Origin of the sequence: Streptomyces sp. NPDC046821 (genome assembly GCF_040645335.1) — a bacterium.
Lineage (GTDB): Bacteria > Actinomycetota > Actinomycetes > Streptomycetales > Streptomycetaceae > Streptomyces.
Map to the genome: position 1 here is coordinate 539,836 of NZ_JBEYYB010000002.1, position 19,511 is coordinate 559,346.

A 19,511-nucleotide genomic window follows, 5' to 3' on the forward strand; every position below is an offset into this window, starting at 1 on the left:
CGGACGAACCCCGTGGGTACCGCAGCAAGATAACGCGATATTCGTGACTTTTCGGGCAGGGTGCGGGCTGCGGGTCCCTGCGCGGCGCAGGCGGGCCGAGCCCGGAGGTCAGCCCGGTCGGGTCCCGGTCAGCTCCGGGTCACACCTCGGGGCGCAGCATCGGCGGATTGAGCAGCGTCGCACCGCCGGCCCGGAAGAGCTGTGCCGGCCTGCCGCCCTGCCGTGTGGTGGTCCCGCCCGTGGGTACGAGGAAGCCCGGGGTGCCCGTCACCTTGCGGTGGAAGTTCCGCGGGTCGAGCGAGACGGCCCACACGGCCTCGTACACGCGCCGCAGCTCACCGACCGTGAACTCGGGCGGGCAGAACGCCGTGGCGAGCGACGAGTACTCGATCTTCGAACGGGCGCGCTCCACACCGTCGGCGAGGATCTGCGCGTGATCGAAGGCCAGGGGCGTCGCCTGCTCGCCTTCGAGCCCGTACCCACCCGGGTTCAGCAGGTCCTCCACGGGTGCCCAGCGGGCGCTGTGCGCGTCTCCGCCGGGGCGCGGCGCGGGCAGATCCGGCGCGAGGGCCAGGTGAGCGACACTGACGACCCGCATACGGGGGTCGCGCTTGGGGTCGCCGTAGGTGGCGAGCTGCTCCAGGTGCGCGCCGTTGACCTGCTCCGGGGCCGCCGGGTCGTGGGCGGTGAGCCCGGTTTCCTCGACGAGCTCGCGTGCCGCCGCCGACGACAGGTCCTCGTCGTCCCGTACGAAGCCGCCGGGAAGTGCCCAGTGCCCCAGGAACGGGGGTTCACCACGCCGTACCGCCAGCGCACAGAGCGCGTGGCGGCGCACGGTCAGGACGACCAGGTCGACGGTGACTGCGAAGGGCGGGAAGGCCGACGGGTCGTAGGGCGACATGCCGCGATCATAGTCGTCTTCCTGACGATAAACACTCCCTTCACGATGTTGGTCGGACCTTCTTGGAGCTCCGGGAGCGCAGGCCCCGCCGATCTTCCGCACTCACGTCCTCCCCGGTCACACCCCCAACTGCAGTCCGTCAGCCGCCTCCTCGACCATCGCGAGCCCGAGCCTGCTGACCCGCACCGAGAACGGGGCGCCCGCGACCCGCAGCCCCGCCAGACCGATCTCCCCCAGGGGCGCACCGCACATCGGTCTGAGCGTCACGGTTCCGGCGGGCGCGTCCGGACGGATCCCGACGAGGGTGGTGAGGAGCCGCACTCCTGCCGCCGCTGCGGTGGCCGCGGGTCTGCAGGCTGCCGGATGCGGGAGCGGGTCGCCTCCTTCGTAGCGCTGCTCCCCCGCGTACATCTCGGGCAGCCTGTATCCGAAGGCCTCGGCCGCGAGCACGACTCCCCGCAGCAGCGAGGTCGCCTCCTTCTCATAGCCCGCGGCGGCCAGTCCGGCCACGGCCAGCACTGTCTCCTGCACCCGCACGGCGCCGCCACGGTGTCCGAACGGGTTGTACGACGGCTCGCGAACGCCCAAGCTGCGCAGCCCCCACCCGGAGTCGAGGGCCGGCCCGCCCAGCAGCCTCGCGAGCTGTTCGGTCTGCACCTTGTCGAGGAGGCCCTGCGCCGTCAGACCGGCACCGAGCAGCCCGGTGTCCAGGAGGTGGGCGGAGGAACTGCCCAGGTGAGGAAGAAGGCGTCCGTCGGGCGTACGGGCTGCTGCCGGTCGGCCACCTCCGCGGTCCTCCGCCCAGAAGTCCTCCCGAAATCGCGTCCGCAGCGCCTGGGCCCACTGCCTCAGCCCTACGCCTCCGGGACGGTCAAACGAGTCGAGCAGATCCGCTCCGAGGAGTGCGGCTCGATGGGCGTGCGCCTGGGTCTCGCAGCGCAGGAGCCCGCCGGGACCGGAGTCCGCCAGGTAAGGCGCTACGCCGACGGCGGACCGGAGCCACTGGAGGCAGCGCTCCGCCGTGGGTAGCAGCTCGGCGACCTCCGCCTCCGGCAGGCCCCAGCGTCTCGCCTCCGCGAGGAGGACCGGGAACAACAGCGTCGCTTCCGTCCCGGTGCAGCTGGGCGGCAGATGCGGGCCTGCGTCTCTCAGGGGGCCAGGAATCATGCCCGACTGCGGTCCTGATCCCGGGAGTTGGGTGCGCGCGAGCGCCCTGAGGGTGCCGACGGCCAATCTCGTTCCGAGTGGCAGCACCATCCGTGCCGCAGCCAGGGCCTCGGCCGGAGCCAGGCCGCACCGCCATGGTGCGCCGGCCGCGAGGTAAAGGTCCGAAGGGTAAGCCGGGTCACGCAGCATCAACGCGTGCAGGTCGTCGATGCAGGACCTGAGCAGTGGCGCCACCCGCGGGTCGTCGCCTCTCGCGGTTGCCCCGGCAAGCGGGCGTACGGCTCCGTACCCCACCGCCTGGCCCACCCCTGAGCCGTCGCTCCGGACGCGAAGTTCGACACTCCAGGTGCCGCCCGGCGGCAACTCGGGCTCCCAGCGCAGCAGTCCGGCGGAGGCCAGCGCATCGAGGGGCGGCGGGTCAGCTGTGACCGTGGCGTGTCCTATCGGAGACGACCACCGCAGGCCGGAGTCGTGGACCGTGGCGGCCAGGTCACGCCCCGGCCGCCCCGCCGCCACCGCGCCCAGTTCCGCCAGATCCGTGCCGAGAGCGACCTCGACGGGGAGTCGTAACGCGCGAGTGGCTGAGCTGCGCAGCGTGATCCGCTCCGTGCCGTCGGCATGTCGAAACCGTTCGACGATGACGTCCGGGTCAGGGCCGCCGTCCACCACTGGTCGCAGTGTCGCCACGAACCTTGCCCTTTCGGCGGTGTCCATACGGGCCTGCACCGCGACCGGCTCGCGTCCTGCGACTCGTAGCAGACACCGAGACAGCAACCGGCGCCCTGCGCGGTAGAACCCTTCCAGTCCGTCGCCCGTCAACTGGCCTTCCCGTGAAGAGATCGCGAGGAAAGGCAGAGCGACACAGATGAGTGCGGTGTGTGCCGGTGGCAGTTCGGTGTAGCGCCGGGGAGTGGGGGCGATGATCCTGCCGGCGCGCGCAGCTGAGGGTGGAGCGTTTCGACCGCCGTGCGTTAACTGGGCGCTTGACTCGGTGCGGCCACCGGACGGGATGGGGACTGTGGATGTCGTGCGGCCGGCGGATGAGACCCGAGTGGTCGGCTCCATCGGGCCGCCGCTGGATAAGCCTCGGACGGCCAACTCCTCAAGGTCATTGGGAGCTGACGGCGTCCCAAGGGCGGGAGCCGACAGTCGTGTGCCGGCAGATGCGCCGCTCGGGGGTAAGCAGATCTCGGCGAACTGGCGGCTCGGAGTGTCCGTGGCGCGACGGCTCTGACCATCTACGAGTGCGCTGCGCGGGCCGCTCCCAAGCGCTTCGATGGACGCGCCTGCCAACTCCCCCGGCATCCCGCCATCAGGCTCTGCCTCATGCCTGGTTGAGGACGTCATCACTGCCTCCCCTCCCCACGGCCACTCGGAATCGCGTCGAGAGCGCCGTGCCCGACGTCCATCTCCAGGGCGAGGGCCACGAGTGCGTCGGACATGGTCGATGACACAGAGGGCGGCATGGGCTGGTTCCTTCCTCGCCCGGCGCGCACGAGGCGCCGGTGGCGCTCCGTACGGTCGACGAGAAGACGACGGCGCGGCCTGGTCAATGGCTGCGCCACAGACGTGAACGGGCTTGCCTCGCCCCAAGTCACGCCCTCGGAACAGGAAGCGGAGTAATCGGCACGACCTGCCCGCCGCCGACTTACCCTGCTTTACGCCCCGAATCGCGGTCACCCACACGAGGGCGATCCCAGACATCGGCGAAGGCGCCCTGAGCCACCAGCACAGGCCGGTACTCATCCGTCCCTCCGAGTCCCCTGCCGGCCGACTCGGCGGCGTCCCTGAGGGCGCCTCGTTGCGTGTGCACCCGCCTGGGCCGGCCCCTTACCGGCTCCCGCACGTCGTGCTCCACGCCGTCGCAGGGCGGCCTCCAGGGCCCGCATCGCCCGTGCCTCAGCCGCATCCTCCGAGTTCTCGACTCCCGGGCGCCCAGTGGAAGCCTCGGCCTCACGACCGGCGGCAGCCTCAGCGTCTTCCCCGATCCCGGACCTCACGTCGACATCCGGCGCATCACCGTCGCCGACCTCCTCGGAACCCGTCCCAGGCGGCGCCAGACTCCGCTCCTCTCGCGCCTTGCGCAGGCTGCGTCGCACCAGCTCCGGATCCAGGTCCGCGCTGCACGCCTGCGAGAGGAGTCGGGCGAAGACGTATCGCGGGTCGGCGTCCAGGGCCATGTCCAGGGCCTCGCCCGCCTCCACCTTGTCGCCCAGGGACCAGGCGACCCAGCCCGCGAGCGTCAGCGGCGCCGCGGCGTGCTCGCCGTACGTGCCCACGCAACGGCGGGCCAGGGCCCTCCACAGCCGCAGCGCCAACGGCGCTTCGTCGCCTTCCATCCACTCGGCCGCAGAATCCCTGGTCAGCCGGTCCTGGAGGCCGAGGATGAGCCTGGCCGCCTCGTCGTGCCCGAGGTGCTCGTCGTCCCTGAGATCGGCCTCCAGCGTGTCACCGCCCACCGACGCCTGCGCGAAACGCCGCCAGACCCGCTGGGCTAGATCGAGCGTCTCACCGGCGACTTCGGCGCGCGGGGCGCCGGAGAGAATCCTGGGGACGAGCGCCATGGCCGCGGCGTCCAACGCTCGCTCCTGTTCCGCCACCGCCGCCGTCTGCCAGGGCGCGAGCCTGGCCCTCATCTCCCGCAGCGGGCGCCTCACTTGGACCCCCGCGTACGTCATCGCGGCCGCGGTGACGGATGTACCGGACTTGGCCAGCGGTGTGCCGTCGGGCGGGCAGCACTCCTCGACGGGGCAGCTGTACGACCAGAAGTGGTCGTCGGCGATGCACAGAGCCTCGACCACGGGCACGTCGAGCCGACCGCACGCGATGCGCAGCATCTGGGCCAGTGGCCGCAGGTGCTCCATGGCCTGTTGCCTCGTCTCGCGATTCTTCGGGTCCCGGCACAGGAACGCGACGATGCCGTCCGGAATCCCGTCCCGCCGTTCGCAGCCGCTGACGAGGCACCGGGCCATCTCCTCCGCGACGGCCGGCCAGTCACCGAGGCGCTCGGGGATTCCGATGCGCACCCGTCCGCCGAAGCGGCCGCGATGCAGGGCGACCAGCACGATGCTGTCCTCGGGCCTGAACCCGAGCAAAAACGGGAGCGCCTCGGCCAGTTCGGCGGGGTTGCGCAGGGTGACCTGTTCCGTGCCGGATGCGCCGGCTGCTTCGCTGTGATTCGTCATGTGACGACCATGCCGCGAATCACAAGATTCCGTTTTTGCCTGTGGATAACCCAGGTCAGGGACACGACAGGAGTTGTCCACAGACGTGAAGGCTCATTCGCGCGATGTCCGACCCATCGGGTTGCATGGGGGCATGAGCAACGAAGAGCTGCGCACGGCCGCCGATGCCGTCCTCGCCCGACTCGTCGGTGACGCGACAGGCCGAGCCCGACTGCGCGAGGACCAGTGGCGCGCGATCGAGGCGCTGGTCGCGGACCACAGAAGGGCGCTCGTCGTGCAGCGCACCGGCTGGGGCAAGTCCGCGGTGTACTTCGTCGCCACGGCGCTGCTGCGGGAGCGCGGCAGCGGCCCGACCGTGATCGTCTCCCCCCTCCTCGCGCTCATGCGTAACCAGGTGGAGGCGGCGGCTCGCGCCGGAATCCGCGCGCGCACGATCAACTCCTCCAACACGGAAGAGTGGGAGACCGTCCAGGCCGAGGTCACCGCGGGTGAGGTCGACGTTTTGCTCGTCAGTCCAGAACGCCTCAACAACCCCGACTTCCGCGATCAGGTCCTCCCCCGCCTCGCGGCCGCCACCGGGCTGCTCGTGGTGGACGAGGCCCACTGCATCTCCGACTGGGGGCACGATTTTCGGCCTGACTACCGACGCCTTCGCACCATGCTCGCCGACCTGCCGCAGGGCGTCCCCGTCCTGGCGACCACGGCCACGGCGAACGCTCGCGTGACGGCGGACGTAGCCGAGCAGCTCGGTACGGGCGGCGGCTCCGATGCCCTGGTACTGCGCGGTCCCCTCGACCGCGAGAGTCTCAGTCTGAGCGTGCTCCAACTCCCGGACGCCGCCCACCGGCTGGCCTGGCTCGCCGACCACCTCGACGAACTCCCCGGCTCCGGAATCATCTACACCCTCACCGTCGCCGCGGCGGAGGAGGTGACCGCCTATCTGCGTCACTGCGGGCACACGGTCGCCTCCTATACAGGCAAGACAGAGAATGTGGATCGCCAGCAGGCCGAAGAGGACCTTCTGGCCAACCGCGTCAAGGCCCTGGTCGCCACGTCCGCGCTCGGCATGGGCTTCGACAAGCCCGACCTCGGCTTTGTGGTGCACCTGGGTTCGCCTTCATCCCCGATCGCGTACTACCAGCAGGTCGGCCGCGCCGGTCGTGGTGTGGAGCACGCCGAGGTGCTGCTTCTGCCCGGTAAGGAGGACGAGGCGATCTGGCGGTACTTCGCCTCACTCGCCTTCCCGCCCGAGGAGCAGGTGCGCCGCACACTCGACGCACTGGCCCAGGCCGGTCGGCCGCTGTCGCTGCCGGCCCTCGAGCCGCTGGTGGAGCTGCGCCGCTCGCGGCTGGAGACGATGCTGAAGGTCCTCGATGTGGACGGTGCCGTGCACCGCGTCAAGGGCGGCTGGATCTCCACGGGCGAACCCTGGATCTATGACTCCGAGCGCTATGTGTGGGTCGCCAAGCAGCGCGAGGCCGAGCAGCAGGCGATGCGGGACTACGCGACGACGACCGGTTGCCGCATGGAGTTCCTGCGCCGACAGCTCGACGACGAAGGCGCGGCCCCTTGCGGCCGCTGTGACAACTGCGCGGGGGCACGCTTCAGCGACAAGGTGTCCGGTGACACTCTCAATGCCGCGAAGGGTGAACTCGGCCGCCCGGGCGCCGACGTGGAGCCCAGGCGGATGTGGCCCACCGGTCTCGCTGCGGTCGGCATCGACCTCAAGGGCCGTATCCCCGCGGGCGAGCAAGCGGCGGCGGGCCGTGCTCTCGGCCGCCTTTCGGACATCGGTTGGGGTAACCGCTTGCGGCCGATGCTGGCTCCGCAGGCCCCGGACGGGCCGGTGCCCGACGACGTGGCGAAGGCTGTAGTGGAAGTGCTCGCCGACTGGGCCAAGGGGCCCGGCGGCTGGGCACCCGGCGCCGCCGACGCGCAGCCGCGCCCGGTCGGCGTCGTCACCATGGCTTCGACGTCCAAGCCCCGCCTCATCCAGTCCCTTGGCGCCCGGATCGCCGAGGTGGGACGGCTTCCGTTCCTGGGCTCCATCGAATACGCCGCCGGAGCCGACGCTGCCCGCGTGCCTCGTAGTAACAGCGCCCAGCGGTTGCGGGCCCTCGACGGCGCTCTCGTCGTGCCGCCGCAGCTCGCCTCCGCGCTCGCGGCGGCGGAGGGCCCCGTTCTGCTCGTCGATGATCTGACGGAGACGGGCTGGACTCTGGCGATGGCCGCACGGCTGCTGCGCCGGGCGGGCGCCAAGGGGGTGTTGCCGCTGGTCCTGGCCGTACAGGGCTGAGGCCGGCGCGGGGCCGCCGCAACTTTGGGTAAGGATTTTGCCGACGCATCCCCAGAAACCGGTCCGCGGCCTCAATTGCTCGTTGCCGCAAGGCAGTACGACGGGAAGAATTGGAGTCGCTCCCGCGCGGCTCACTCGTGGTCGGTCAGGGCTGTGCCGCGGTGCGCTCTCCCAGTCCGAACCCGCCCGCGTTGTGGGCGCGTAGCCGAAGGGAGGACCGTGACCTTCGGATTCGTTCCGTCCTCTGCGGCATCGATGTCGGCGTCCTCGACACGTGCCGACGCATTCTCCGACTCCGCCAACCAACTCGCCAGGATGCTCGAACCCGCGGAATGGGCCGCGGCGGGGATACCGCTGCTCCGCAATCCGCGTGAGGTCGTCAGCGGTCTGCACGTCCGGCATCGCCCCGCTCCGGAAACAGCGATCGTCGCCGTACTCGATGCCGAGGAGCGGCTGAGGGCCAGCGCGTCGTTCGCACGACGGGCCAGCGCAGCGGACGGCTGGGTGTTCCGTAACGCGCTGCTCGCGCAGCTGCGCCGGGTCATCCCGCATGATCTTCGGCTTCGGACGCCGGTGCGCACGGCCGTGCTGCTCTACTGCCGCGAGGGCGACATGCGGTGGACCGAGGAGGACGGGGCGTGGATGTGGGGGCTGCGGGACGCCTGCACGCTGCACGGGCTGCGCTGTGGCGCGTACATCACCATGACGCGCGACGGCTGGCAGGTGCTCGGTGAGGGGCGCGGTGGACGACGACCCGGCCTGGGGTCGACCCCTGAGCGGTTCGAGGGCGGTGAGCAGCCACTTCCGCGAGTCGGCGGTGGCGCTTCGGAGGTGTCGCGCCGCGCGGCGGCCCGCTGAAAGCTGCCGCCTCGCCGCGGCTGTGTCGGCGACGGTGGAAGTGAAACGGGACCGGGCAGGTGTCGGGCAACCCAAAAGCACGGGCCCCACCGGCCGCCACCGAGTCGCCAGGTCACCAAGTCACCAAGTCACCAAGTCACCAAGTAAGGGAACGCCTCGTCACGGAGCACGTAAAGAGGATGTTCGGCGCACACGGCGCCGCCGGCTGCCCTGGGACCGTCGAGCGGTCCGGGCAACCGGCGTGCGGCGTGTCAGACTCCGGCGCCCAGCACGGAGTTGATCCGCTGCGGGTCACCGCACACGATCAGCAGGACACCCGCCCGGCTGAGGGCGCGCGGCAGACCGGTGACGGCTGCCTCGTCGGAGCCGCCGTTCAGCGCGACGACGACCACGGGCCGCTCGGTGGCGCGCTCGACGGAACCGGCATCGGCGTAGAAGACGTCGTCACCCGCGTCGTGCTGTGCCCAGTAGGCGGTGTCGCCGAAGGACAGCTCGTGCGTGGCCCACGGGTGCGGGTCACCCGTGGTGATCACCAGCACCTCACCGGGCGCGCGGCCCGAGTCGAGGAGCAGGTCGACGGCTTCCTCCGCGGCGTCCAGCGCGCCCTCGGCCGAGGCCGGGATCAGCTGGATCTGCGGCTGAGCGGTCGTGTCCGCCGCGGCGGACACGGTCGGGGCGGCCGGAGCGGGCGGCCCCGGCTTGACGGCGGGTGCCGACTCGCGCGACGTGCGCTGCGCGGGCGGCATCGGCCTTGCGGGACCCGGGCGTCCGGGTCGCGGCGGCGCCGCGGGGCGCGGGCCGGGTACAGGGCGGGGGGTCGGCGCGGTGCGGGCACTGGTGGCCGGAGTGGCGCGGGGACCCTGGGCACTCTCGTGAATCTGAGGCTCCTCGGGAAGGAGAGGCATGAGCTGATGTCTATCAAACGCCGGTGCGATGAGCTTCGGCGGGTGGCACATGAGTGCGAGCGGAGGATCAGAAGTCGAAGCCGAGCTGGCCTTCGATCTCCGGAACGTTTCCGTCCGCCCAGCTGCGGGCCTTCTTGAGGTGCCGCCACTGGGGCAGCGCATCAAGATACGCCCACGAAAGCCGGTGGTACGGGGTGGGCCCCCGCTCCTCCAGCGCGGCTTTGTGGACCGGCGACGGATAACCGGCGTTGGCCGCAAAACCGAAGTCTGCATGTTCGATGCCCAGTTCGGCCATCATTTTGTCTCGCCGAACCTTGGCGATCACCGATGCCGCGGCGACGGCCACACAGGACCGGTCGCCCTTGATCACCGTACGAACCTGCCAGGGAGCACCAAGGTAGTCGTGCTTCCCGTCGAGGATGACCGCGTCCGGGCGGACCGGAAGGGCTTCGAGAGCCCGCACGGCGGCGAGCCGCAGAGCGGCCGTCATCCCCAGCGCGTCGATCTCCTCGTGGGAGGCGTGCCCGAGAGCGTGCTCCGTCACCCAGCTCTCCAGCGTCTCGGCGAGCGCCTCGCGTCGCTTCGGGCTGATCAGCTTGGAGTCGGTGAGGCCTTCGGGCGGTCGACGCAGTCCGGTGACGGCTGCGCACACGGTGACCGGACCGGCCCACGCGCCACGACCGACTTCGTCCACACCGGCGACGATTTTCGCTCCGGTAGTGGCGCGCAGTGAGCGCTCGACGCTGTGAGTGGGTGGTTCGTACGGCATGGCGCAAGACAGCGTACGCCGCCACACCCCGTCGGCGACACCCCGGTACGACCTCGACGATGCCAGGGCCCGACCGAGCCACCGATTCGCCGTCGGCGCGACTCCTTCTCCGGGCCGAGGCCAGTTCTTCACGAACGCGATTCACTCGCGCCGGAGCACCTCCACAAGGCGATCACCGGCGGTGCCATCCAGCCGAGAGCGGGACCGCGCCGAGAGCTCTCTATACGTTGGGGCAGGCGACGGTGAGATACACCGACTTAGTCATGAACACGCCCTGCCTCCGACGCCATCCCGGCGGCGGTGAACCGCCCCACGGTGTGCTCATGCGAATAGGGTGAGCACGACCTCCTTGCCGCAGTCCAGCGCGAAGTATCCATCGCCGTCCCCCTGTTGGGGATGATGACGCCACGACGCATCAAAGGACCGGCAACCCCGGCGCCCACCCCGGCAGTGGCTCCGCTCGTCTCAGCCACTCGTCCGACGGAGCGCCACCCCGGCCGGAAGCCACCACCCCGCCCGCGATCGCGCACGTCGTGTCCATGTCCCCGCCGACCTGGGCAGTCGACCAGAACGCCCCCTCGAAGTCACCGAGCCCCCGCGCCGCCGACCACAGAGCAAACGGCACCGTGTCATGAGCCGACGTCCGCCGCCCGCACCCGAGTACCGCGGCCACCGTCCCGGCGTCGTCGTAGTCGAGCATGTCTCTGGCCCGCCGGAGTCCCGCGCCCACCGCGCTGCGCGGCACCAGCGCGATCACGCCATCGAGCAGTGCCTGCGGAGTCGGCGGTCCCGCAGGATCGGCCGCAAGCGCCGCGGCGGCTGCCACGGCCATGGCTCCGACCACGGCTTCCCGGTGCTGATGCGTCGGGTACGCCGAGATCTCGGCCTGATGCGTGGCCTGCTCCGGATCATCCGCGTACCAGGCCCCGAGCGGAGCGATTCGCATCGCCGCGCCGTTGCCCCAGGAGCCCTGGCCCTTGAAGAGCGCGGCGGACAGGGAACGCCAGTCTCCGCCCTCGCGGATCTGGCGGAGCAGCCGGTTCACGGCCGGCCCGTAGCCTCGGTCGAAGTCATGGTGCTGTGCGAAGGACCGGGCCAGCTCGTCCTGATCGATCCGGTTCTCGGCGGCCAGGACCGCCACCACGGAGCACGCCATTTCGGTGTCGTCGGTCCACTGCCAGATGCCCTCGGGCAGCTCACGGCTCTGGAGCAGCGGATAGTTCACCGGCACGAAGAACTGCGACCCCAGCGCGTCCCCCACCGCCAGGCCACGCAGACTGCGAAGCGCACGGTCGAGCCGCACTCGAGGAGAGGAGTCAGCGGTCATCGCCCCACCCATCTAACCGGTGACTCCGTACGGCTCCGGATCACGCCAGCGTTCGAACGGCCGGTCCAAGGTGTATTTGCCGTTCTCCCCGAGAACGAGCGATCGCGTCTCACCGTTCCCGGGATTCGACAGTGATTCGAAGTCCGCGACCGTCCAGTGGAACCACCGCATACAGAACAGCCGCATGGTGAGTCCGTGGGTCACGAGGAGGACGTTCGGCGGGTGGTCGGGCGCCTCGAAACTGCGGTACAGGCTCTCCAGGAACGCGCCGACCCGGTCGTACACGTCCGCCCCGGACTCGCCCTGCGCGAAGCGGTAGAAGAAGTGCCCGTAGGCGTCGCGGTACGCCTTCTGGAGGCGTACGTCCTCCCTGTCCTGCCAGTTTCCCCAGTCCTGTTCGCGCAGCCGGGGCTCCTCGCGCACGCGTACGAGCTCAGGATCGAACTGGAAGGCGCGGAGGGTCTGGTGCGTGCGCCGGTAGGGCGAGACGTAGACGCTCACGCGCTCGCGTCCGAACAGTTCCCGCAGGTACTTGCCCGTCTCGTCCGCCTGTTGCCACCCCGTCTCGGTGAGGGCCAGGGCGTGGTCGGGTTCGCGTTCGTAGACGGTGTCGTCGGCGTTGCCCTCCGACTCGCCGTGCCGGACAAGGACGATGCGCCGCGGACGTGCCATACCAAAACCCTAGATCGAACAGCGGCTGTTCGAGCACCCGTACGGGCTCCATCCGGGGGCATGTCGCACAGCGCGGCGGTTCACCGCGGCCGAACCAGGCTCGCACACGGCCTTCGCCGCCGACCCCGTTCGCTCACGCGCCGCCCATGCCGCCCTCCGTCACCGCCCTCACTCACACCGTCCAAGACGGCTCTAGCTCCACGATGTCGCCCGTTATCGCAGCGACATCGGACTCCGTCCCGGCGCGCGTCGAGAGCCGCTCCACGCCCTGCGCCTGGTACTTGCCACGTTCCGCGGCGGACTGCCACATCGAGAGGATCAGGAACTCATTGCCCGGCGCCTCTCCGAAGAGCCCGCGCACCATGCCCGGGGAGCCGGCCATCGCCGGGTTCCAGATCCTCTCCTGCATGAGCGCGAAATGCTCCTCGCGCTGCGGGTACACCCGGCAGTGCGCCAGACGCACCGTGTCGGCATCCGTGAAGCGCGGCTCGAAGCCCGTCTTCACGTCGAACCGGTGGTCGAACAGCTTCACTTGCATGTCCGTGAACGTGCCCGACTGTGCGGCGGCGAGCCGTTCGTGCGCGCGCGCCATCGCGGAGTCGTAGAAGGCGCGGCTCTCCCAGAAGCCGAGAACATGGGCCACCCCCGGCCTGTTTCTGCTCCAGCCCCCGCCCTGTCCCCGGAAACCCGGCTCCCCCAGAAGCCCCGCCCACTTTCGCTGCCCCCGCTCGAATCCTCGTCGGTCCGACACGGCACAGCGAATCCACTTGACCAGCACCGCGCTATCGTACGGCCCGCAATGTGGGTTGGGTCACGCTCCGGAGGCGTGCACCCGGATCAGCCGCGCCGCGTCCTCGTCACTCAGTTCGATCCCGAACTCATCGGCGAGCAGAGCGATCAACTCGCCTTCCTTTACCTCCCGTTCGTCCCTGGTTCCGTCCGGACGTTCGATCGAGAACCGCCTGCCGACAAGCGAGCGCAGAGCGTCGTCCGCGGCGCGCTTCACGACAGGCCTATGAGTGAAGGGGGACCTCGGATGCGTCGACGTGTAGTGGTTCATCACTACGTAGTCGATCGGATGGCACTCCTGCGGGCCGAAGCCGTAGAGCTCCTCCCAGCCACCAGGACGCAGGCTCCGCAGAACGCGTACTCCCTCGCCCTCTGGCACGCCCTCGCCCTCCGATACAAGACCGAAGGTCCACTGCCCCTGACGCATCTCGACCCCGTCCCGCAGCGGGAGCGGCTCGCGCAGGCCCTGGTTGCCGAAGCCCACGTCGCAGAGGAACGTCTCGCCGTCGGCCACGGTGACCTGGGTCAGCATGTGGGTCACGGGGCGGATCGATGTGGCGGCGCCCACGCGCACGCGTGCCCCAAGTCCCTTCACCGAGAAGCCGATCCGCTCCAGGACGGCCGCGAAGAGCAGGTTCTGTTCGAAGCAGTAGCCGCCACGGCGCTGCCGCACCAGCTTGGCCTGGAGGGCGGCGAGATCCAGGTCCACCGGCCGCCCGAGCATGATCTCCAGGTTCTCGAACGGGATCGACGCGACATGGGCCCGGTGCAGCTCACGCAGCGTCTCCCGGTCCGGCTTCAGGTCTCCCGTGAAGCCGATTCGCGCCAAATAGGCGTCGAGATCAAGGCCTTCCCCGTTCCAGTTCATGGTCACGATCGTAGGCCGTAGCGTGTCCGTAGTAGTCAGTAGTGGTCATGAGCATTCATAACCAGCCGTCGAGGAGGGGGAGTTCGGATGAGTAGCTTCACGAAAGGGCTCAAGAAGGTCGAGGTCGCGCTGAAGTGGGATCCGAGCCCGGCCGGCTCGCCGCCCCATGATCTCGACATCGTCGCGGCGACCTACACGTCCGCCGATCCGGGCAGCGAGCCGGCCTACGTAGTGCACTTCGACAGTCGCTCCCCCGACGGGACGATCAACCTCGACCGGGACAGCACGACAGGCCAGGGCTTCGGGTTCGACGAAGTCATGACACTGGAGCTGGAACGCCTGTCGACCTCCTACGCGCGCGTGGTCGTCGGTGTCGCCATCCAGCAGGGCGAGCAGGCGACGACCTTCGGAGCGGTCGCGAACACCGCGGTCCGGGTCCGTGAGGGCTACACCGACCTCGCCCTGAACGACTTCTCCGTAGTGGCCGATTCCACGGCGGCCGTGGTCGCCGAGTTCATCAGGGACGACTCCGGAGCATGGGCCTTCCGCGAACTGCTCCAGGGCTTCGACACCGACCCCACGTCGTTCGCGGCGACGATGGGCAGCGCGCACTGAGCACTACGTAGACCGCGCACTGAGCACTACATGGACCGTGCACTGTGCACTACGTAGACAACGAAAAGGTGAGGGGCGACGAGCCAGATGGCCCGCCGCCCCTCACCTCACTTCGTCAGCTGAGCAGTTGATCAGCTGCAACCGCTGGTCGAGCCGCAGCCCTCGCAGATGTAGCACGAGCCCGCGCGCTGCATCTTCGTGCCGCAGGAGAAGCACAGCGGAGCGTCCGCCTGGATGCCCAGCTGCATCTCCACCAGCTCGGCGCTGGTGTGCGCCTGCTGCGGAGCCGGCGCCGCCTCGGCCTTGGGGGCCTCGACGGCCTTCAGGGACTCCGTCTGGCGCGGCGCGGACTGCGCGAGACCCTCGACGTCGACCTCGTCGTCGGCGGGCTCGTACGAGCCCGTCTCCAGGTGACGCTGGCGCTCCTCGGCGGAGTGGATGCCGAGCGCGGAGCGCGTCTCGAAGGGCAGGAAGTCGAGCGCCAGGCGGCGGAAGATGTAGTCGACGATCGACTGCGCCATCCGCACGTCCGGGTCGTCCGTCATGCCGGCCGGCTCGAAGCGCATGTTCGTGAACTTCGAGACGTACGTCTCCAGCGGGACGCCGTACTGCAGGCCTACGGAGACGGCGATCGAGAAGGCGTCCATCATGCCCGCGAGGGTGGAGCCCTGCTTCGACATCTTCAGGAAGACCTCGCCGAGACCGTCGTCCGGGTAGGAGTTGGCGGTCATGTAACCCTCGGCGCCACCGACCGTGAAGGAGGTGGTGATCCCCGGGCGGCCCTTCGGGAGGCGCTTGCGAACCGGGCGGTACTCGACGACCTTCTCGACCGCGGCACGGATGGTGTCCTCGGCCTTGGCGGTGACCGCCGCCTTCTCCTTCTCCTTGGTCTTGGCGGAGAGGGGCTGGCCGACCTTGCAGTTGTCGCGGTAGATGGCGAGCGCCTTGACGCCCATCTTCCACGCCTCGAAGTAGACCTCTTCGACGTCCTCGACCGTGGCGGTCTCGGGCAGGTTGACCGTCTTGGACAGCGCCCCGGAGATCCAGGGCTGGATGGCGGCCATCATGCGGACGTGACCCATCGCGGAGATGGAACGCTCGCCCATCGCGCAGTCGAAGACCTCGTAGTGCTCGGTCTTCAGGCCGGGAGCGTCGACGACGTTCCCGTTCTCGGAGATGTGGGCGACGATCGCCTCGATCTGCTCCTCCTGGTAACCCAGGCGGCGCAGGGCCTGCGGGACCGTGCCGTTGACGATCTGCATCGAACCGCCGCCGACCAGCTTCTTGAACTTGACCAGGGCGAGGTCGGGCTCGAGGCCGGTGGTGTCGCAGGACATCGCGAGACCGATGGTGCCGGTCGGGGCGATGACGGAGGCCTGCGAGTTGCGGAAACCGTTCTTCTCGCCGAGGCGGACGACGTCCTGCCAGGCCTCCGTGGCGGCGGCCCAGATCGGGGTGTCCAGGTCGTCCATGCGGACGGCCTTGGCGTTCTCGTCGGCGTGCTGCTTCATGACGCGCTGGTGCGGCGTCGCGTTCTTGGCGTAGCCGTCGTACGGGCCGACGACCGCGGCCAGCTCGGCGGAACGCTTGTACGACGTACCCGTCATCAGCGACGTGATGGAGCCGGCGAGGGCGCGGCCGCCGTCGGAGTCGTAGGCGTGGCCGGTCGCCATGAGCAGGGCGCCCAGGTTCGCGTAGCCGATGCCCAACTGACGGAAGGCGCGGGTGTTCTCGCCGATCTTCTGCGTCGGGAAGTCCGCGAAGCAGATCGAGATGTCCATCGCGGTGATGACCAGCTCGACGACCTTGGCGAAGCGCTCGACGTCGAAGGACTGGTGGCCCTTGCCGTCGTCCTTCAGGAACTTCATCAGGTTCAGCGACGCGAGGTTGCAGGACGTGTTGTCCAGGTGCATGTACTCGCTGCACGGGTTCGAGCCGTTGATCCGGCCGGACTCCGGGCACGTGTGCCACTGGTTGATGGTGTCGTCGTACTGGATGCCGGGGTCGGCACACGCCCACGCGGCCTCGGCCATCTTGCGGAAGAGCGACTTGGCGTCGACCTCCTCGATGACGTCACCGGTCATACGGGCGCGCAGACCGAACTTGCCGCCGGTCTCCACGGCCTTCATGAACTCGTCGTTCACGCGGACCGAGTTGTTGGCGTTCTGGTACTGGACGGACGTGATGTCGTCGCCGCCCAGGTCCATGTCGAAGCCCGCGTCACGCAGCGCGCGGATCTTCTCCTCTTCCTTCACCTTGGTCTCGATGAAGTTCTCGATGTCGGGGTGGTCGACATCGAGGATGACCATCTTGGCCGCGCGGCGCGTGGCGCCACCCGACTTGATCGTTCCTGCGGAGGCGTCGGCACCGCGCATGAAGGAGACGGGACCCGAGGCGTTGCCGCCGGAGGACAGCAGTTCCTTGGAGGAACGGATCCGGGAGAGGTTCAGGCCGGCGCCGGAGCCGCCCTTGAAGATCATGCCCTCTTCCTTGTACCAGTCGAGGATCGACTCCATGGAGTCGTCGACGGCAAGGATGAAGCAGGCGGAGACCTGCTGGGGCTGCGGCGTACCGACGTTGAACCACACCGGTGAGTTGAAGCTGAAGATCTGGTGCAGGAGGGCGTACGCCAGCTCGTGCTCGAAGATCTCCGCGTCGGCGGGCGAGGCGAAGTACTTGTAGTCCTCGCCGGCCTTCCGGTACGTCTTCACGATCCGGTCGATGAGCTGCCTGAGGCTCACCTCGCGCTGCGGGGTGCCGACCGCGCCGCGGAAGTACTTGCTGGTGACGATGTTGACCGCGTTCACCGACCAGAAGCCGGGGAACTCGACGCCACGCTGCTCGAAGTTGATCGAGCCGTCGCGCCAGTTGGTCATGACGACGTCACGGCGCTCCCACTCCACCTCGTCGTACGGATGCACGCCGGGAGTCGTGTGGATGCGGTCGATGCGCAGCCCCTTGCTGGCCTTGGCTCCCTTGGGACGGGAACCTCGCGCCGGGCCACTCGTCGTCTCTGTCATGCCGCCTCCCTATACCGGGCTAAAACGCCCCGAAGTGCCTCGATCTTCCCGTGGCACGGTGTGTGTCTTGTACTGCGGGCGCCGCTCGCGCCGCCCGCAGCAGGTCTGTATGGCCGCCGACGGACCCCTGGGCCGGTCAGTCGGCAGCGGTGGCGGGCACGGGGACTTCGACAGTCCCTCCGGGCCCGCAGTCACATGGCTCGCGCTCTCCACCCGCGTCGCCCCGGCTTCCGCCGGGCAGCTGTTCCCTCAGCTCGGCGATGGCCGAGTCAAAGTCCTCCAGCGAGTCGAACGCCCGGTACACGGACGCGAAACGCAGGTAGGCGACGAGGTCGAGTTCCTGAAGTGGGCCGAGTATGGCCAGCCCCACGTCATGAGTGGTCAGCTCAGCGCTTCCGGTGGCCCGCACCGCCTCCTCGACCCGCTGGCCGAGAAGAGCGAGGGCGTCCTCGGTGACAGGGCGGCCCTGGCACGCCTTGCGGACGCCGTTGATCACCTTTGTGCGACTGAAAGGTTCGGTCACCCCGCTCCGCTTGACGACCATGAGCGAGCACGTCTCCACGGTCGTGAAACGACGGGAGCAGTCGGGGCACTGGCGACGCCTGCGGATCGACGTGCCGTCGTCGGTGGTGCGACTGTCGACGACACGGCTGTCGGGGTGCCTGCAGAAGGGGCAGTGCATGGAACTCCAACCCTCCTTCACGGCACGACTCAATGGCCTCAAGAGGCCCTTCAGGCCCCTCGAAGCAGCCACAAGCATAGGCGATGACCGAGACCTCGATGGACCGGGGACCACAACTTCTGGGCTGCTGATGCAATCCAACCACTAGATCTAGGGCCTGGACGCTAATTTGGCCCTACGCGTGTCGCTTCAGCTTCTCGAGCGCCCGGGCGGGCACGCGCGCGTGGCGGATGTACGCGGATCGCACACATGGCAGCCGCGAATCACGGCCGACACCGCACGGAAGAGGGGGCCGGTTCCGGGTTGACGGACCACTGGATGGCACACTGAAGCCCTACGGAGTGGGTCACGGCCTCGGCGGTGAAGCGTACCGTAATCAACCGAATTGCCACTCCGGTAGAGCGCAAGGCATACACCCGGGCACGCGACCAGAACAAGCAATCTGCGATTTTTCACTCGAACGTGTGTTTGGCGCAACCTTTCGAAAGCAACTACCGTTGGCTAGCTAGGGAGAACATCTCGAGAGGGGCCGACCGACGTGACCACCACCGCCGCAGACAGCGCCACCATCACCGCCCAGGACCGTTCCCAGGGCCGACTCGAGCCGGTGCACGCCATGAACGACGCGCCCATGAGTGCAGAGGGGCCCAAGCCGGCGCGCTCCCTGCCCGGCCGACCTCCCGGCATCCGCGCGGACAGCTCAGGGCTCACGGACCGGCAGCGGCGCGTCATCGAGGTGATCAGGGACTCCGTGCAGCGGCGTGGTTACCCGCCGTCGATGCGTGAGATCGGCCAGGCGGTGGGCCTCTCGAGTACGTCTTCGGTGGCACACCAGCTGATGGCCCTGGAGCGCAAGGGCTTCCTGCGCCGCGACCCGCACCGGCCCCGTGCGTACGAGGTCCGCGGCTCCGACCAGCCGAGCGCGCAGCCCACGGACACCACGGGCAAGCCGGCCGCTTCGTACGTCCCGCTCGTCGGCCGTATCGCCGCCGGTGGCCCGATCCTCGCCGAGGAGTCCGTCGAGGACGTGTTCCCCCTCCCCCGGCAGCTGGTCGGCGACGGTGAGCTGTTCGTCCTGAAGGTCGTCGGTGACTCGATGATCGAGGCCGCGATCTGCGACGGCGACTGGGTCACGGTCCGCCGTCAGCCGGTTGCCGAGAACGGTGACATCGTGGCCGCCATGCTCGACGGCGAGGCCACTGTGAAGCGGTTCAAGCGCGAGGACGGCCATGTGTGGCTGCTTCCGCACAACTCCGCGTACCAGCCGATCCCCGGCGATGAGGCGACCATCCTCGGCAAGGTGGTCGCCGTCCTGCGGCGGGTCTGACCCCCGCACCCCTGACCGGGCCCCGGAACCAACTGCGCCGGTTCCGGGGCCCTGCCATGTCTGGGGCGGGTTCTGGCGTAGTTCTGGCTGGGGCGGCTGCTGGGTTCGGGGGCGGCGCCGTATTCCGGGT

General features: G+C 69.3%; 15 protein-coding genes. 4 read left to right on the forward strand and 11 right to left on the reverse strand.

The window, feature by feature from the left end:
* Positions 1 to 139: 139 nt before the first annotated feature.
* The 3 genes from ABZ893_RS05945 to ABZ893_RS05955 form a co-directional block, all read right to left on the reverse strand.
* Positions 140 to 901, reverse strand: a complete 762-nt coding sequence (locus ABZ893_RS05945; protein ID WP_361397381.1) for an NUDIX hydrolase — start codon at positions 899 to 901, stop codon at positions 140 to 142.
* Between the two features lie 117 nt (positions 902 to 1,018).
* Positions 1,019 to 3,133 (reverse strand): glycogen debranching N-terminal domain-containing protein, encoded by a 2,115-nt coding sequence (locus ABZ893_RS05950; protein WP_361397384.1) that lies wholly within the window; start codon positions 3,131 to 3,133, stop codon positions 1,019 to 1,021.
* A 677-nt stretch (positions 3,134 to 3,810) separates the two neighbouring features.
* On the reverse strand, positions 3,811 to 5,253 hold the full coding sequence (locus ABZ893_RS05955) for a DUF4192 domain-containing protein (protein WP_361397387.1): 1,443 nt from the start codon (positions 5,251 to 5,253) through the stop codon (positions 3,811 to 3,813).
* A 133-nt stretch (positions 5,254 to 5,386) separates the two neighbouring features.
* On the opposite strand from ABZ893_RS05955, the gene ABZ893_RS05960 reads away from it, so the two are divergent.
* Together ABZ893_RS05960 and ABZ893_RS05965 are read left to right on the forward strand one after the other, a co-directional pair.
* Positions 5,387 to 7,549, forward strand: coding sequence for a RecQ family ATP-dependent DNA helicase (locus tag ABZ893_RS05960; RefSeq protein WP_361397390.1), 2,163 nt, complete (start codon positions 5,387 to 5,389; stop codon positions 7,547 to 7,549).
* Positions 7,550 to 7,768: 219 nt separating this feature from the next.
* Positions 7,769 to 8,407, forward strand: coding sequence for a hypothetical protein (locus tag ABZ893_RS05965; protein WP_361397392.1), 639 nt, complete (start codon positions 7,769 to 7,771; stop codon positions 8,405 to 8,407).
* A 251-nt stretch (positions 8,408 to 8,658) separates the two neighbouring features.
* Here ABZ893_RS05965 and ABZ893_RS05970 read toward each other — a convergent pair whose 3' ends face one another.
* The 6 genes from ABZ893_RS05970 to ABZ893_RS05995 form a co-directional block, all read right to left on the reverse strand.
* Complete coding sequence (locus ABZ893_RS05970; RefSeq protein ID WP_361397395.1) at positions 8,659 to 9,312, reverse strand: hypothetical protein; 654 nt, start codon at positions 9,310 to 9,312, stop codon at positions 8,659 to 8,661.
* Between the two features lie 67 nt (positions 9,313 to 9,379).
* Entirely contained in the window at positions 9,380 to 10,081 is a 702-nt protein-coding gene (locus ABZ893_RS05975; protein WP_361397398.1) for a ribonuclease HII, read from the reverse strand.
* Between the two features lie 415 nt (positions 10,082 to 10,496).
* On the reverse strand, positions 10,497 to 11,408 hold the full coding sequence (locus ABZ893_RS05980) for an ADP-ribosylglycohydrolase family protein (RefSeq protein WP_361397400.1): 912 nt from the start codon (positions 11,406 to 11,408) through the stop codon (positions 10,497 to 10,499).
* Between the two features lie 12 nt (positions 11,409 to 11,420).
* Positions 11,421 to 12,080: a phosphoglycerate mutase family protein gene (locus ABZ893_RS05985; protein WP_361397402.1), complete on the reverse strand. Its 660-nt coding sequence runs from the start codon at positions 12,078 to 12,080 to the stop codon at positions 11,421 to 11,423.
* Between the two features lie 172 nt (positions 12,081 to 12,252).
* Positions 12,253 to 12,858, reverse strand: coding sequence for a YdbC family protein (locus tag ABZ893_RS05990; protein ID WP_361397405.1), 606 nt, complete (start codon positions 12,856 to 12,858; stop codon positions 12,253 to 12,255).
* A gap of 33 nt (positions 12,859 to 12,891) precedes the next feature.
* Positions 12,892 to 13,737: an arylamine N-acetyltransferase gene (locus tag ABZ893_RS05995; RefSeq protein ID WP_361397408.1), complete on the reverse strand. Its 846-nt coding sequence runs from the start codon at positions 13,735 to 13,737 to the stop codon at positions 12,892 to 12,894.
* A gap of 57 nt (positions 13,738 to 13,794) precedes the next feature.
* Here ABZ893_RS05995 and ABZ893_RS06000 point away from each other — a divergent pair, with 57 nt between their 5' ends.
* Positions 13,795 to 14,352, forward strand: coding sequence for a TerD family protein (locus tag ABZ893_RS06000; RefSeq protein WP_361397738.1), 558 nt, complete (start codon positions 13,795 to 13,797; stop codon positions 14,350 to 14,352).
* Between the two features lie 131 nt (positions 14,353 to 14,483).
* On the opposite strand, the gene ABZ893_RS06005 is transcribed toward ABZ893_RS06000, so the two are convergent.
* Together ABZ893_RS06005 and nrdR are read right to left on the reverse strand one after the other, a co-directional pair.
* Positions 14,484 to 17,372, reverse strand: a complete 2,889-nt coding sequence (locus tag ABZ893_RS06005) for a vitamin B12-dependent ribonucleotide reductase (RefSeq protein ID WP_361397410.1) — start codon at positions 17,370 to 17,372, stop codon at positions 14,484 to 14,486.
* A gap of 136 nt (positions 17,373 to 17,508) precedes the next feature.
* Positions 17,509 to 18,054, reverse strand: coding sequence for a transcriptional regulator NrdR (gene nrdR / locus ABZ893_RS06010; protein WP_361397413.1), 546 nt, complete (start codon positions 18,052 to 18,054; stop codon positions 17,509 to 17,511).
* A gap of 538 nt (positions 18,055 to 18,592) precedes the next feature.
* Here nrdR and lexA point away from each other — a divergent pair.
* Positions 18,593 to 19,381 (forward strand): transcriptional repressor LexA, encoded by a 789-nt coding sequence (gene lexA / locus ABZ893_RS06015; RefSeq protein WP_361397416.1) that lies wholly within the window; start codon positions 18,593 to 18,595, stop codon positions 19,379 to 19,381.
* The last annotated feature ends 130 nt before the right edge of the window (positions 19,382 to 19,511 follow it).